Genomic DNA, 13,949 nt, shown 5'->3' on the forward strand with positions numbered 1-13,949 from the left:
ACCGCTCACACTGTGTTATTTTGGTCCGACAAGGAACTGAGGCTACGAGCGTGACGCGAAAACTGGCGGCGATCCTGGTCGCGGATGTGGTCGGCTACAGCCGTCTCGCCGGTGCGGACGAGGATCGCATCCTGGCGCGGTTGAGAACTCTGCGCAGCGATCTGGTCGATCCGACCATCGCCGTGCACAATGGCCGTGTGGTCAAGCGTACCGGGGATGGAAGCCTCATCGAGTTTCGCAGCGTCGTGGACGCCGTGCGCTGCGCAATCGAAGTGCAGACTGCCATGGTCGAGCGCAATATCGGCGTGTCGCCCGAGCATCGCATCGAGTTCCGGGTCGGGATCCATCTGGGGGATGTGGTCGAGGAAAGCGATGGCGACTTGATGGGCGACGGCGTCAATATCGCCGCGCGGCTGGAGGGCATTGCCAAGCCCGGCGCCATCTGTCTTTCCGAGGATGCCTACCGCCAGGTGAAAGCGCGGCTTGATCTTGCCGTGACCGATCTCGGCCGGATCCAGCTGAAGAATATCGCTGAGCCGATGCAGGTCTATTCTCTCCAGGTCGGACCGCTGTCGAACACGGCACGACAAGTCCAGCCCGCAATGAAAATGCCTCCGGTTACGGCCGTTTCCGACAAGCCCTCCATCGCCGTATTGGCGTTCAACAACATGAGCGGCGACGCCGAGCAGGAATATTTCTCCGACGGCATCAGCGAGGACATCATTACCGACCTTTCGAAGCTCTCAGAATTGCACGTGATCGCCCGCAACTCATCCTTCGTCTACAAGAACGTCACAGCCTCCGTGCCTGAGATGGCCAAGGCGCTCGGCGTCCGCTATGTCCTGGAAGGCAGCGTGCGCAAGGCCGGCAACCGCGTGCGTGTCACTGCCCAATTGATCGACGCCAACAATGGCGGGCATATCTGGGCCAGCCGCTTCGATCGCGAACTCACGGATATTTTTGCGGTTCAGGATGAGCTCACCCAGGAGATCGTGGCGGCGCTGAAGCTGAATCTCACGCATGGCGACCAGGACCGGTTAGTCCAAGGGCGCGCAGTCGATATCGGCGCATACGAGCTCCTATTGCGCGGCCGCGAGCAGGCGTCAGCCCACACCCGAACCGGCAATCTAGCCGCCCGCAGCCTGGCGGCCGACGCCCTCGCTATCGATCCGGATTATGCGGCAGCCCAGGCCCTGATTTCCTTCACGCATGTGCTCGACTACATCAACGCGTGGAGCAACGATCCGGAGGCTTCGCTGCGGATCGGACTGGATCTCGCGCAGCAGGCAATGGAGATGGCCGAGGAACAGCCGAATGGCCACTTCGCGCTGGGCATGGCTTGCATGTGGAACCGGGAACTGGACCGGGCGCGCGCAGAAGTGTTGCAGGGCCTCACGCTTTCTCCCAACTCCGCCGACCTCCTGATGCTGATGGCCCATATCCAGATATTTTCCGGCGATCCCGCAGGCGCTCTCGAGACACTGAATGAATCGATGCGGCTCGACCCGCACCATCCGGAAGTTCTTTTCCAATTTCTCGCCGATGCGCACTTTTCTCTCGGCGAATATGAGCAGGCGATTGCCGCGATCGAGCAGCGGCTCCAGCAAAACGCCCAATCTGAAACGGCCTATGCCCTGCTCGCGTCATGTTACGGCCACCTCGGGCGGCCGGAAGAGAGCAGACAGGCCTGGGAAAAAGCGCTCCAGATCAATCCCAATTTCTCCGTCGAGCGCCGCCGCCGCGTCCTTCCATTCCGAAACCCCGAGGACTTTAGCCGCCGTGTTGAAGGCCTCCGCAAGGCGGGCCTGGTGGTCCCGGATACTCGCCAAAGCTGACAGGAACTGCGGCTCGGACCGACGTCCCGGCAACTCATTTCACGCAGTTGATTTCGCGAGGCATGTCGCCGGCGAGCGTGATGCCACTTTGGGCGACTGTCATGGCAACGGCTCGGCACCTGCTGTAAGATATCGGTCGGGGATCTGACACCCAGGAAGAGCTGGTATGGAGCGCCGTCTTGCAGCAGTCCTGATTGCAGATGTGGTCGGTTACAGCCGTCTGAGCGAAATCGACGAAGAGGGAACGCGTATCCGCTTCCACTCCGATCTCCACGAACTCTTCGAACCGAAGATCGCCACGCATCACGGCCGCCTGATCAAGACCATGGGCGACGGAATCCTGGTTGAGTTCCAAAGCGTGGTGGATGCCTTGCGCTGCGCCGTCAAGATCCAGCAACAAAAGGCAGAACGCAATGCAGCCCTGCGTCCCGAGCAGCGGATGCTTTTCCGCATCGGCGTCAATCTCGGCGATGTCATCGTCGAAGGAGAGGACATTCACGGAGACGGCGTCAACATAGCCGCACGGCTGGAGAGTCTTGCCCAGCCCGGCGGAATTTGCATATCCGGCACCGCATTCGATCACACGGTACACAAGGCTGATGTCGGCTTCTCCGCCCTCGGTGAGCAGCAACTGAAAAACATAGCCGATCCGGTTCGCGTCTATCGTGTCCTGTTAGATCCCGCTGAGGCAGGCAAGGTTGTCGCCTCCCCTCGGCCGCGCCGCCGTGCGATTATCCTGGCGACGCTAGCAGCGCTGCTGATCGCGACCGCTGCAATTGTCTTCGTATGGCAATGGCCGTTCGTGCCGCAACGTCCATCCGTCGCGGTGCTTCCTTTCGCGAATCTGAGCAAAGATCCCGGCCAGGATTATTTCACCGATGGCATGACCGACAGCCTGATTGCAGATCTGGCCATGCTTTCGGACCTTGACGTCATCGGTCATAATTCGGTGTTTGCCTACAAAGGCAAGCCCTTGGTCTTGGCCGACATCGAACGCGATCTCGGCGTGCGCTTTGTCGTCGAGGGCAGCGTGCAGCGGATAGGCGACCAAATCCGTGTCAATGCGCAACTGATCGATACCGCAAGCGGCGATCACCTGTGGGCCAACCGGTTTAACCGCGGCGCGGCGGATGTGATGGCTGTGCAAAACGAGCTCAGTCGGCAGATCGCCGGCGCGCTTGGCCTGAAGCTCACTCGATCCGAGGCGGAGCGGATTACCCGTCCGCCGACCGCCAATCTGGAAGCATACGACTACTACCTTCGTGCCGAGCAGGCGACGCGGACCGGCCGCCGTTCCCGGCTGCTGGAGGCACTGGCCCTCTTTGACAAAGCAGAAGCGCTCGACCCCGGTTTTGCAGAGGCCTTCGCGGCCGATGCGCGCGCGACAGCTTATGTCTGGCGAAGCGCCTACGACGATGTTCTCCAGAGCGCGCTGGCCCGAAAAAGGGTCTACGAGAAAGCAAGTCGCGCGCTGGCTCTCGACCCGGTTCTGTCATCGCCCTACGCCGTTCTTGCCGTCATGCAGGTCGTGGACCGCCGCTATGAGCAGGCTGTCACCTCGGCGCAGCAGGCAGTGTCGCTCGGGTCTACCGATGCCGAGGCGCATATGGCGTTGGCATATGTTCAATTGTTCTCCGGCAATCATGCCGAAGCCGGCGCGGCCGTCGAGACGGCGCTCAGGCACGATCCGAACCTCTCCGCCATCAACCGATACACGGCCGGCCTGGTCTTTTATTTGCAGCGCGACTACGCAAAGGCCATCGACAATTTCCAACGCGCGCGAGACGGTTCTCCGGGAAATGGCGATTTCGTTACCCCGCTCGCGATGGCCTATGCCCGTGCCGGTCGCCTCGATGACGCCCGTGCGACAGTCACCGAAGGACTTCGCTTTGTGGCAGGGCGCGATTCCCTGGCGGGCTGGCGTATCAGCAACGCCCACTTCCGCAACGAGCAGGATTTGGCCTTTATCCTCGATGCTCTGCGCGAGGCCGGTCTGCCGGAATGGCCGTTCGCTTTCAAGGGCGACGAGCAGGACCGGCTGCACGACGACGAAATCACAAGCGCCGTCATGGGCAAACTCCTGCGGGGCAAGACCGAGCCCTCAGGAAGCCCTGCACTCATGCAAATCGAACGCGATGGAAAGGCTGCATTCCGCTCGGCGACGCAGATGATCACCGAGACGGTTTTCGTCCAGGGCGACATGCTCTGCGAGCAGAGCGAAAATGCATTCGGACGAGCCGATTGCGGCCCGGTCTACAGATCTGCAAACTCGCCTGCTGAAACTAGCTATGCTTACGTGAACTCCACCAAGGTCTTCTATTTTTCGCCCGTCAAATAGCCGCACTCCACCCGCGGTCAGTGATACTGATCCCGTTCGAGATCGGCTGCGACCTTCGGCCAGTTGCTGTCGGCTTTCGGGACTGCTTCAGCCACATGCGCGGCAAACCCCTCCGCCGATCCCTTGTCGTAGATCAGGTAAAGCTTGCCGTCGATGATCTTGAACGCCTCTGGATCGACATTTACCGTGACCGACCCGAGAGCCACCTCGCCCGCGCAGTAACCGCCATACTGAGGCGCATATTTGATCGGCTCGCTGATGAACATTTCGCGGTGTTTGGCATTGGCGAAAAGCCAAGGCGTCCCCAGCCATTCGTGGGAGAATTCCTCGGAGCCTTTCACGGCTTTGCCTTCGGTGAAATAGGCGACAGGATCGTATCCCATGATTGCCACGCCGCCGAAGTACCCCGTATTGACCGAGTCGTCGGCAAAAGCCTGCGATCCACCGGCGGCTGCCAAAGCCAGAAGGAACACCGCCACAGAGCGACCAATTCCTCGCGCACCGCTTCTGGTCCCTGCACACATCTGCGCCTCCTATTCAATCGTGGATTTCAATGCACTTGGCGTAACCTTCTTCGCCGAGGCGGCTGGCCGGTGGGCACGACGCGCCGTGCCGTTTGAACAATCGCACGATGTCCATGTTGCCCTTCCAGACCGCACGCGTGATCGGCGTGTAGCCGTGAACCTCTGCATGACCGACGTCAGCCCCCTCAGCGAGAAGAAACGCGGCGAGAGCGACGTGGTTTTCCTCACCGGCGACCATCAGCGGCGTTACACCCGCTTTGTTGGCCGCATCGTCGAGCGTCGCCCCGTGGTGAAGCAGCAGCTTGCTGATCGGCAAGCTGCCGGAAAAGGCCGCGGCATGAAGCGGCGTAAAGCCGCCCGAATTCCGAGCCATGACGTCAGCACCTTTGCCGATGAGCAATTCGGCGATGGCGAGCTGGTCTCCGAGCGCGGCGTTGATGAGAGGCGTCGCCAGATCGCGTGCCCGGCTGTTGACATCCGTACCCGCAGCCAAAACCTGTTCGACGGCGGCGGTGTTTCCGGTTGCGACTGCATCGAACAAGGGGCTCCCCGCAGCGGCCATTGTCGCTGTGAAAATCAACCCCACCGATGCAAGCAACCCGCGCATGGTTCAGCCCCCGAAGGTAGCCTGAGAAAATAGCACAAGCCGCAGGTTTTGGGTAGGCACCAAGCACCGTAGGAGCTTGAACGGCTCTGCATCAGGTTGCCGGCAAGGCGTCAGCCGGGCAGGATGCACACCTCTATCGCGACCAACGTGCTATGATCTGGTCGGTATTTGCCAGCGCCTTGCGAACGGCGTTGCGCGCCATGTTCGGTCGCTGCAATCGGATGTTTTTTTCAATATTTTCATGAAGCTTCAGTGCATAGCGCAAATTGTCTTCCTCTCGCGTGACGTGGGCGAAGAGGTGGTTCAACGCCGATTCGATCAGTACGCCGAGCGGCACCAGCAGATCATTTCCGGAGGCGCGTAGGATCGCGATATGAAATCGCGCATCGGATTCCGTTCGCTGCTGAAGCGATGTCGCCTGATCCATGTCATGCAGGGCCTGACTGATCGCATTCATTTGCTCCTCGGTTCGCCGCTCCGCAGCCAGTGCCGTCGCTTCCGGCTCGATCATATGCCTGAGTTCCTGCACAGCCCTCAGAAAGGCTTCACGATCGGGAGACGCGGCATACCAGCCCAAGACATCTCGATCCAGTAGGTTCCAACGCTCCTTGGGTTCGACCCAGCTGCCGATTTTCGGGCGAGAAGAAAGCAGGCCCTTGGCCATCAACATCTTGATCGCTTCGCGCACCGCCGATCGGCTGACTTCAAAGACTTCAGACCATTTTGCCTCATTTGGCAGGATCGTGCCCGGCGGATAGTCGCCGCGTACGATTCGCAGCCCAATCTCTCCCGCCAAAGACACATGAACGCTCGCCCCCGTCATGCGGGGAGCATTTGGGCGCCTTGTGGCCGAACGGTCAACCGTCACCACTTCGACCGGAGCCGCCGGCTTTCCCGATTTCTTGTCAGGCATTTATTTCTACTGCCTCAGCATCTTTCGATTGTCTGCATGTACTCTCAAAACAATCGTAATAACGAGGAAGTCGCCTGCGATTGACGCCGCCAAAAAGCGCGGAATCCGGGGCGCGTCAAGCCCTGCGGGCCTTTCGATCCGTCTCTCGTGGGGCAGTCGGCGGCACCCTTGAACCGAGTGCCGCCAAACCGCGGACCTACTTTTGAATGCAGGTATCGACTGTATCCTTGGTGCACTCGTCGAGCCCGGTGAAGACCGGATCTTCGACCGGCTTGCCGGCAATCAGATCCATCATCACCGAAGGCGCCTTGTAGCCCATCTCGAACGGCCGCTGGCCGACGAGCGCCGTCACCAGGCCTTCCCTCGCAATGGCAACCTCGTCGCCGATCGTGTCAGCCGCACCAATGACGAAATCGTTGCTGGCGATCTTGTCGGCCATCGGTTTGAACAGGTCGCGATAGGGCTGCGGCGCGCCGAACAATGGCCAGCCACCCATAATGCCGAATGCGTCCAGGTCGGGATTGGCCGCGAGGATATCGGTCATTGCCTGAACACCCTGGGCACCATTGTCATTGGTGAACACCGGGCAGCCGGCGACCTCCGTCCACCCGCCCTCGCCCTTCAGCGCGGTCAAGCCCTTCTCGCCAGTGAGCGTGTCGCGCATACCTTGCGCCCGGCGTAGAATATTGTCTGCTCCCGGATTGCCTTCGATCGTGCAGATCTTGCCGCCCTTCGGCTTAGCCTTCTTGATGTACTCGCCGATGCGTGCGCCCATCAGATAGTTGTCCGTGCCGAGATAGGTCTTGCGCAACGCTGCATCCTCGGCGGCAAGATCGGCATCGAGCGTCATCACCGGAACCGTTGGATTGGCGGTTTTCAGGGTCTGGGCGATGAGCTTTGCATTGGACGGCGAAATTGCGATTGCAGCCGTGTCTGCCTTGCCCAACATATCCTGAACGATCTGCGCTTCGCCGGCCTCATCGGATGTCGATGCCGGACCGGTGTAGAAGCATTCGTATTCCGCAGTCGGGTTCTCCTTGTTCCATTTCTGGCAACCCTGGTTGATTGCTTCGAAGAACGGATTGTCGAGGCCCTTGACGACGATGACCAGTTGCTTCTTCGCCAGGGCCTGCCCGGCGGTCAGTGCTAGAACTGCGGCTGTCAGTAGTAATGCCTTCCTCATAGTTTCCTCCCTTGAAACAGACGGGCACGACATGCCCGCCATACGAAATCAACCCGGATACCAGACGATGCGAGGCTCCTCCTTCGAACGCTCGTATTGCCATGCCGAGTCGATAAGCATTTCGAGATCGTAGTCCGGCCGCCAGTCCAGCAGGTATTTCGCCTTGCTGTTGTCCATCCAATTGGAATGGAAGCGGCTTGGTATCTCGACAGAGCCAAGATTGCGCGTGCGCTGGAGGTAGGCGGCGACGTCCGCATAGTCGACAGGGCGATCCATGCAGATATTGAAGAGTTGCCGCTCCGCCCGCGGGTTGTCGATCGCTGCCAATATGGCCGATACGAGGTCATCGACATGCACGAAATTGCGTTTCAGCGGTCGTCCGTCAGCATCAAGGAGCAGTGGCACCGTCCCCAGAGCAGCGTAGCGCCGTGCCGCGTCTTCCGGAACCAGCGTCTTCCAGTCCGGGCCACCAAAGACATCGTCGCCAAAAGACAGCGAATATTTGAAATCGTCCTTTTCCATGATCCAGGGCGCCCGCAGACAACAGCCATTGAGGCCGTACTGAATGCCGAACTGCTCCAGCATCACCTCTTCCAGAACCTTGGAAAGCGCATAGCTTCCCGGATAAGCACGATGGGGAGTATTCTCGGTGATCGGGCCATTGTGGCGATAGTGGAAATGTCCCACGCCCGCGTCACCCCCGATCAGGATGAACTGGCGTGCAGTGACGCTCGTGCGGAACTCTTCGAGCAGCCAAAACAGACCTTTGACCGTGACATCCATGATGTCTTCAGGCGTTTCCTTGCAGGTGGCGAGATGCACGACATGGGTAACGTCGTCGAGCGCCGCTGCCACGATGTCGCGATCGGCGATCGAGCCGCGGATGACTTCGACACGGTCGGTCTCATCGCACAGCCGATTATGGCAAAGCGCGCGAATACGGGCCTTGGAAAATCTCGGATCGTCAAGCAGCCCAGCAATGAAGCGCCGCCCGACCTTGCCCGTCGCACCGGTCACAAGGATCAGCATGCTCTCTCTCCCACCGATAGCTAATATTCACGCGCCGCTCTCGTCAAACGATATTTGTCTGACAAAACAGATTTTTGCGATAATAAGGCCAATACACCGGACAATAGTTGACGCTGCGGCAAGGTTTTGCGTAAATGTTCCTGATCGCTTTTCTGGGAGGACATTGGAAAAGCGAAGTCGCTGGAGCCTCGCGCCGAAGACACGCGACGGATAGCCTGCAAGTCTTGGGAGGCCAGAAGGCTGGTGGCGGTTCTTGAGCTCACCAATATTTCCAAACATTTCGGCGCCATCCAGGCTGTCAACGATATTTCGTTTTCGCTTGAAGCGGGGCAGGTTGTCGGCCTGATGGGCGACAACGGCGCCGGCAAGTCGACATTGGTGAAGATGATCGCCGGCAACTTTCGCCCGAGCCACGGAACCATGCGCCTCGACGGCGCCGATCTGGTGCTTCATCGGCCGAAGGAAGCACGCCAGCATGGCATCGAGATCGTTCACCAGGATCTGGCGCTCTGCAACAATCTGACGGCGGCAGCAAACGTATTCCTCGGACGAGAATTGCGCCGCGGCGTGGGGCCTTTTCGCATCCTCGACTACAAGAGCATGTACAAACGCTCCGGCGAGATATTTCGCGAGCTCAAATCCGAGACGCGGGCGCGCGATCTCGTCAAACAAATGTCGGGTGGCCAGCGACAGGCGGTGGCGATCGCCCGAACGATGTTGTCGGAAGCGAAAATCGTGTTGATGGACGAGCCGACGGCAGCCATTTCCGTGCGCCAAGTGGCTGAGGTTTTGAACCTGATCCGCCAATTGCGTGACCGGGGCATAGTCGTTGTCCTGATCAGCCACCGCATGCCCGACGTCTTTTCGGTCGCCGACCGCGTGATCGTGATGCGGCGGGGCAGAAAAGTGGCCGACAAGCAGATTGCCGCAAGTTCGCCGGAGGAAGTGACGGGATTGATCACCGGCGCCATCGAACAGGTGTGATCGATGCTATCCGCTGCAATAGGAAAAAAGAAGGTCGACGATGGCGATTACACTTGACCAGACGATCGGACAGAAGCAACGGAGTTGGCTGGCATCGGTCTTCAGCGGCCAGACCTTCTGGGTGCTCATTGCAGTCATTCTCGCCTGCATTTTTCTGTCGATGGCGACGGACTCCTTTGCGACCGCGAAGAACATCTACAACATCACCCGCAACGTCACTTTCGTTGCAATTATCGCGCTTGGTATGACGCTGGTCATCATCACCGGCGGCATCGATTTGTCCGTCGGCTCCGTGCTTTGCCTGTGCAGCATGGTGCTGGCGGTCGTCATGCACGCGGGATACAGCATTGAAGTCGGCATCGCCGCCTCGATCGGTACTGCTCTTGTGGTCGGAGCTTTCAACGGCGTATTGATTGCCTATCTCGGCTTCCCACCTTTCGTCGTCACGCTCGGCATGTTGTCTATTGCACGCAGCCTTGCAATGGTCGCATCCAACAACACCGTCGTTTTCCAGTTCGGGCCTGATCACGACAAGCTGCTGGCGCTGGGTGGCGGCGCTTGGCTTTTCGGCATCGCCAATCCGGTGCTTTACATGGTCGTGCTGGCCCTCATCACCGGTTTCGTGCTGCGCTGGACCAAGTTCGGCCGCTATGTCTTTGCCATCGGCGGCAATGAGCACGCGGCGACACTGACGGGCGTTCCAGTGCCGAGGATCAAGATTATCGTCTATATGATTTCCGCCCTGTCGGCAGGCGTTGCCGGCATCATTCAAACCGGCTGGCTCGGCGCCGTCACCACAAACATCGGCGCCGGAATGGAACTTCAAGTCATCGCGGCCGCGGTTATCGGCGGCGCCAATCTCGCCGGCGGTGTCGGCACCGCCTTCGGAGCCTTGGTCGGCGCCGCCCTCATCGAGATCATCCGCAACAGTCTCGGCTTGCTCGGCATCAACGCCTTCTGGCAGGGAAGCTTCATCGGCGGAGCAATCGTGCTCGCCGTCCTTTTCGACCGACTTCGCAACTTACGACAGGGCGAGTAGGCAAATTCGGTCTCCGCCCCGCTGGATATGACGCCTTAGAGCGCTTCAGCTTTTCACGGAAACGCACAACCGCCCTAACTTTTTGTTTTTACACAATTCCCAGCAAAAGCGCCTCGCGCTTTGTCTGGAATTGCTCGAGTGATGCCGTGCATTGTCGATCATCGCTGCCTGTCGGTGGCCGCCGCGTTCATTTTTTCCCATCCGCCAGTGCCTCATTCCGCCGGCGGCGCGGCAGGAGCGATTTGAGGTACCGCCACAGTGGCGAGATAGCGTAGCCAGCGACGGGAATTGTGATCAAGCCCGCGACAATACCGACGATGCCAGCTCCTGTAGCCTCGACGACCCAGCGCAGCACCGACGCCAGAACGGGAATGGCATGCGCGGTCGCCTCCCCGGCATCATGGATGAGATGCGCGAGGCCGCCGACACCATAGGTTTCGAGGCCGTGAACGATGATGCCGCCGCCGACCCAGATCATGGCGGCCGTTCCGATAATGCCGAGCACTTTCAGAAAATAGGGCATGCCGGTGACAAGCCCTTTTCCGATCGCGCGCAAGAAGGAACCCATCGGAGACGGCGTCTGTACACGCGCCAGCATCAGCCCCAGATCATCGGCCTTCACGATCAACGCCACGCCACCATAGACCATGACCGTTATACCCAGTCCGACGACCGCAAGAATGAAGGCCTGCGTGACTATGCTGCCTGACGGCAACGCACCGAGCGTAATCGCCATGATTTCGGCCGACAGGATGAAATCCGTCTTGATCGCACCCGCAACCTTCTCGTCTTCGAGCGATTGTGCATCGAGGCTCGTCGCCTCGAGTGCCGATTCATGGGTGTGCGCTGCATGCGGTAGCACGAGTGCGTAAACCTTTTCCACGCCCTCATAGCAGAGAAAAAGCCCGCCGATCATGAGCAGCGGTGTGATCGCCTGCGGTGCGACAAGGCTCAGGATAAGCGCCGCGGGAAGCAGGATCAAAAGCTTGTTCTTCAGCGAGCCGAGGGCGATCTTGCCGATGATCGGCAATTCGCGTGCTGCGGAAAATCCGGTGACGTAACGGGGTGTCACAGCCGCATCATCGATGACGACACCTGCCGCTTTCGTGCCGGCCTTGGCTGCCTGGCCGGCAATATCGTCAAGCGAGGCCGCAGCCACCTTGGCCAGTGCAGCGATATCATCAAAAAGGGCAATCAGGCCGATACTCATTCGAGCCTCCGTTGAGAAGACAGACTTAACACAGCGAAAAATGGAAAACCCGTCATCCAACGACTCGAAGCGAGACGTGGCATCTTCCACGCTGGGAAGATGCCACGCACAAATCGTGACGGCAACGGCCGTTATTCGGCCCGCATCGGGCTCGGCCCACCCTGATCCCGCGGAGGACGTGCCTGCCGGTCCCGGTGTCTGTTCCGGCAGTTCGATGACGCACCGGTTCGACGAAGGAGGACTTGCAGATACGCCAAAAGCCCGCACGAGGCGGGCTTTTTGTATCAGTGTGTATGGCGGTCTATGTGGGATTTGGTTGCGGGGGCAGGATTTGAACCTGCGGCCTTCAGGTTATGAGCCTGACGAGCTACCGGGCTGCTCCACCCCGCGAGATATAATTTAACACAAAAGGCCGCTTTATGGGCGGCCCTTTTGTCTCGGCTATGGGCCGTTTGGCGTGATTGAGAAGATTGATTGATATAAGTTGCGCTTTGCAGACCTGGCAGCGACCTACTCTCCCGCGTCTTAAGACGAAGTACCATGGGCGCAGGGGCGTTTCACGGCCGTGTTCGGAATGGGAACGGGTGCAGCCACCCCGCCATAACCACCAGGTCGGCAAAGCGCAACTTATTGATTTGAGAAGCTGGTACACTGAGTGACTAGTTAGTGACTAGTCGGTCGTGGTTTGTTTTGAACACGTCTTTTGAGGCTTATGAGGGCAGCCGCGAGAGTTTTCACTGCTCACTACTGCCTATTCACTACTCACTTCATCGATCCGGACGAAGGCAAAGCCTTCGCCGGGGGATGAGCATAGTCAATGAGAACGATCAAGCCAATCGAGCTATTAGTACCGGTAAGCTTCATGCGTTGCCGCACTTCCACACCCGGCCTATCAACGTGGTCGTCTTCCACGGCTCTGATAGGGAATACTCGTTTTCAGGTGGGTTTCCCGCTTAGATGCCTTCAGCGGTTATCCCGTCCATATATAGCTACCCTGCTATGCCCTTGGCAGGACAACAGGTCCACCAGAGATATGTCCATCCCGGTCCTCTCGTACTAGGGACAGATCCTGTCAATATTCCTACACCCACGGCAGATAGGGACCGAACTGTCTCACGACGTTCTGAACCCAGCTCACGTACCGCTTTAATTGGCGAACAGCCAAACCCTTGGGACCTGCTCCAGCCCCAGGATGCGATGAGCCGACATCGAGGTGCCAAACAACCCCGTCGATATGGACTCTTGGGGGTCATCAGCCTGTTATCCCCGGCGTACCTTTTATCCGTTGAGCGATGGCCCTTCCACGCGGGACCACCGGATCACTATGACCGACTTTCGTCTCTGCTCGACTTGTCAGTCTCGCAGTCAGGCGGGCTTATGCCATTGCACTCGACGACCGATTTCCGACCGGTCTGAGCCCACCATCGCGCGCCTCCGTTACTCTTTCGGAGGCGACCGCCCCAGTCAAACTACCCACCATACACTGTCCCGGACCCGGATGACGGGCCGCGGTTAGACATCCATGACGATAAGGGTGGTATTTCAAGGATGGCTCCACGGAAACTGGCGTCCCCGCTTCAAAGCCTACCACCTATCCTACACATGCCGACACGAATGCCAGTGTAAAGCTATAGTAAAGGTGCACGGGGTCTTTCCGTCTGACCGCAGGAACCCCGCATCTTCACGGGGAATTCAATTTCACTGAGTCTATGTTGGAGACAGCGGGGAAGTCGTTACGCCATTCGTGCAGGTCGGAACTTACCCGACAAGGAATTTCGCTACCTTAGGACCGTTATAGTTACGGCCGCCGTTTACTGGGGCTTCGATTCAAAGCTTGCACCTCTCCTCTTAACCTTCCAGCACCGGGCAGGCGTCAGACCCTATACGTCGTCTTGCGACTTCGCAGAGCCCTGTGTTTTTGATAAACAGTCGCTACCCCCTGGTCTGTGCCACCCCATCATACTTGCGTAAAATGGGGTCACGCTTCTTCCGAAGTTACGCGTGCAATTTGCCGAGTTCCTTCAACATAGTTCTCTCAAGCGCCTTGGTATACTCTACCTGACCACCTGTGTCGGTTTCGGGTACGGTCTATACGGTGGAACTATTTCCTGGAACCGCTCCGCTGCCCTGATAATCCAATAAACCAGAACAACTTGTGCAATCCGTCACTACCACCAGGCCCACGAATATTAACGTGGTTCCCATCGACTACGCATTTCTGCCTCGCCTTAGGGGCCGGCTAACCCTGCTCAGATTAACTTTAAGCAGGAACCCTTGGTCTTTCGGC

At 58.9% G+C, this 13,949-nt stretch carries 10 protein-coding genes, 1 tRNA gene and 2 rRNA genes (1 of these 13 running past the window's edge); 4 read left to right on the forward strand and 9 right to left on the reverse strand.

The window, feature by feature from the left end; translation table 11 throughout:
- Window positions 1-50: 50 nt before the first annotated feature.
- Entirely contained in the window at window positions 51-1,835 is a 1,785-nt protein-coding gene (locus tag NE851_RS28735) for an adenylate/guanylate cyclase domain-containing protein (RefSeq protein ID WP_127431340.1), read from the forward strand.
- Window positions 1,836-2,001: 166 nt separating this feature from the next.
- Window positions 2,002-4,173, forward strand: a complete 2,172-nt coding sequence (locus NE851_RS28740) for an adenylate/guanylate cyclase domain-containing protein (protein ID WP_047618548.1) — start codon at window positions 2,002-2,004, stop codon at window positions 4,171-4,173.
- A gap of 17 nt (window positions 4,174-4,190) precedes the next feature.
- On the opposite strand, the gene NE851_RS28745 is transcribed toward NE851_RS28740, so the two are convergent.
- The 5 genes from NE851_RS28745 to NE851_RS28765 all read right to left on the reverse strand — a co-directional run bounded on the left by NE851_RS28745 (window position 4,191) and on the right by NE851_RS28765 (window position 8,429).
- Window positions 4,191-4,697, reverse strand: a complete 507-nt coding sequence (locus NE851_RS28745) for a YHS domain-containing (seleno)protein (RefSeq protein WP_088930330.1) — start codon at window positions 4,695-4,697, stop codon at window positions 4,191-4,193.
- Window positions 4,698-4,710: 13 nt separating this feature from the next.
- Window positions 4,711-5,304: an ankyrin repeat domain-containing protein gene (locus NE851_RS28750; RefSeq protein ID WP_127431339.1), complete on the reverse strand. Its 594-nt coding sequence runs from the start codon at window positions 5,302-5,304 to the stop codon at window positions 4,711-4,713.
- 133 nt (window positions 5,305-5,437) lie between these two features.
- Window positions 5,438-6,217, reverse strand: coding sequence for a FadR/GntR family transcriptional regulator (locus tag NE851_RS28755; RefSeq protein WP_025570473.1), 780 nt, complete (start codon window positions 6,215-6,217; stop codon window positions 5,438-5,440).
- Window positions 6,218-6,413: 196 nt separating this feature from the next.
- Entirely contained in the window at window positions 6,414-7,400 is a 987-nt protein-coding gene (locus NE851_RS28760) for a substrate-binding domain-containing protein (RefSeq protein ID WP_063474355.1), read from the reverse strand.
- A 48-nt stretch (window positions 7,401-7,448) separates the two neighbouring features.
- Window positions 7,449-8,429: an NAD-dependent epimerase/dehydratase family protein gene (locus tag NE851_RS28765; protein WP_063474354.1), complete on the reverse strand. Its 981-nt coding sequence runs from the start codon at window positions 8,427-8,429 to the stop codon at window positions 7,449-7,451.
- 243 nt (window positions 8,430-8,672) lie between these two features.
- Here NE851_RS28765 and NE851_RS28770 point away from each other — a divergent pair, with 243 nt between their 5' ends.
- Complete coding sequence (locus NE851_RS28770; protein WP_025570478.1) at window positions 8,673-9,413, forward strand: ATP-binding cassette domain-containing protein; 741 nt, start codon at window positions 8,673-8,675, stop codon at window positions 9,411-9,413.
- 40 nt (window positions 9,414-9,453) lie between these two features.
- A complete protein-coding gene (locus NE851_RS28775) occupies window positions 9,454-10,452 on the forward strand; it encodes an ABC transporter permease (RefSeq protein ID WP_127431338.1) in 999 nt (332 codons plus the stop codon).
- 187 nt (window positions 10,453-10,639) lie between these two features.
- Here the strand turns inward: NE851_RS28775 and NE851_RS28780 are convergent, their stop codons facing one another.
- The 4 genes from NE851_RS28780 to NE851_RS28795 form a co-directional block, all read right to left on the reverse strand.
- The gene (locus NE851_RS28780) at window positions 10,640-11,662 is read right to left on the reverse strand and encodes a DUF808 domain-containing protein (protein WP_127431337.1); all 1,023 of its coding nucleotides are present in this window, start codon (window positions 11,660-11,662) and stop codon (window positions 10,640-10,642) included.
- A 313-nt stretch (window positions 11,663-11,975) separates the two neighbouring features.
- Window positions 11,976-12,052 (reverse strand) — tRNA-Met (locus NE851_RS28785).
- Between the two features lie 107 nt (window positions 12,053-12,159).
- Window positions 12,160-12,274: ribosomal RNA gene (gene rrf / locus NE851_RS28790) — 5S ribosomal RNA — on the reverse strand.
- 211 nt (window positions 12,275-12,485) lie between these two features.
- Window positions 12,486-13,949 (reverse strand): 23S ribosomal RNA (locus tag NE851_RS28795) (it continues 1,351 nt past the right edge of the window).

Origin of the sequence: Rhizobium anhuiense bv. trifolii, from assembly GCF_024346605.1 — a bacterium.
GTDB lineage: Bacteria > Pseudomonadota > Alphaproteobacteria > Rhizobiales > Rhizobiaceae > Rhizobium > Rhizobium anhuiense.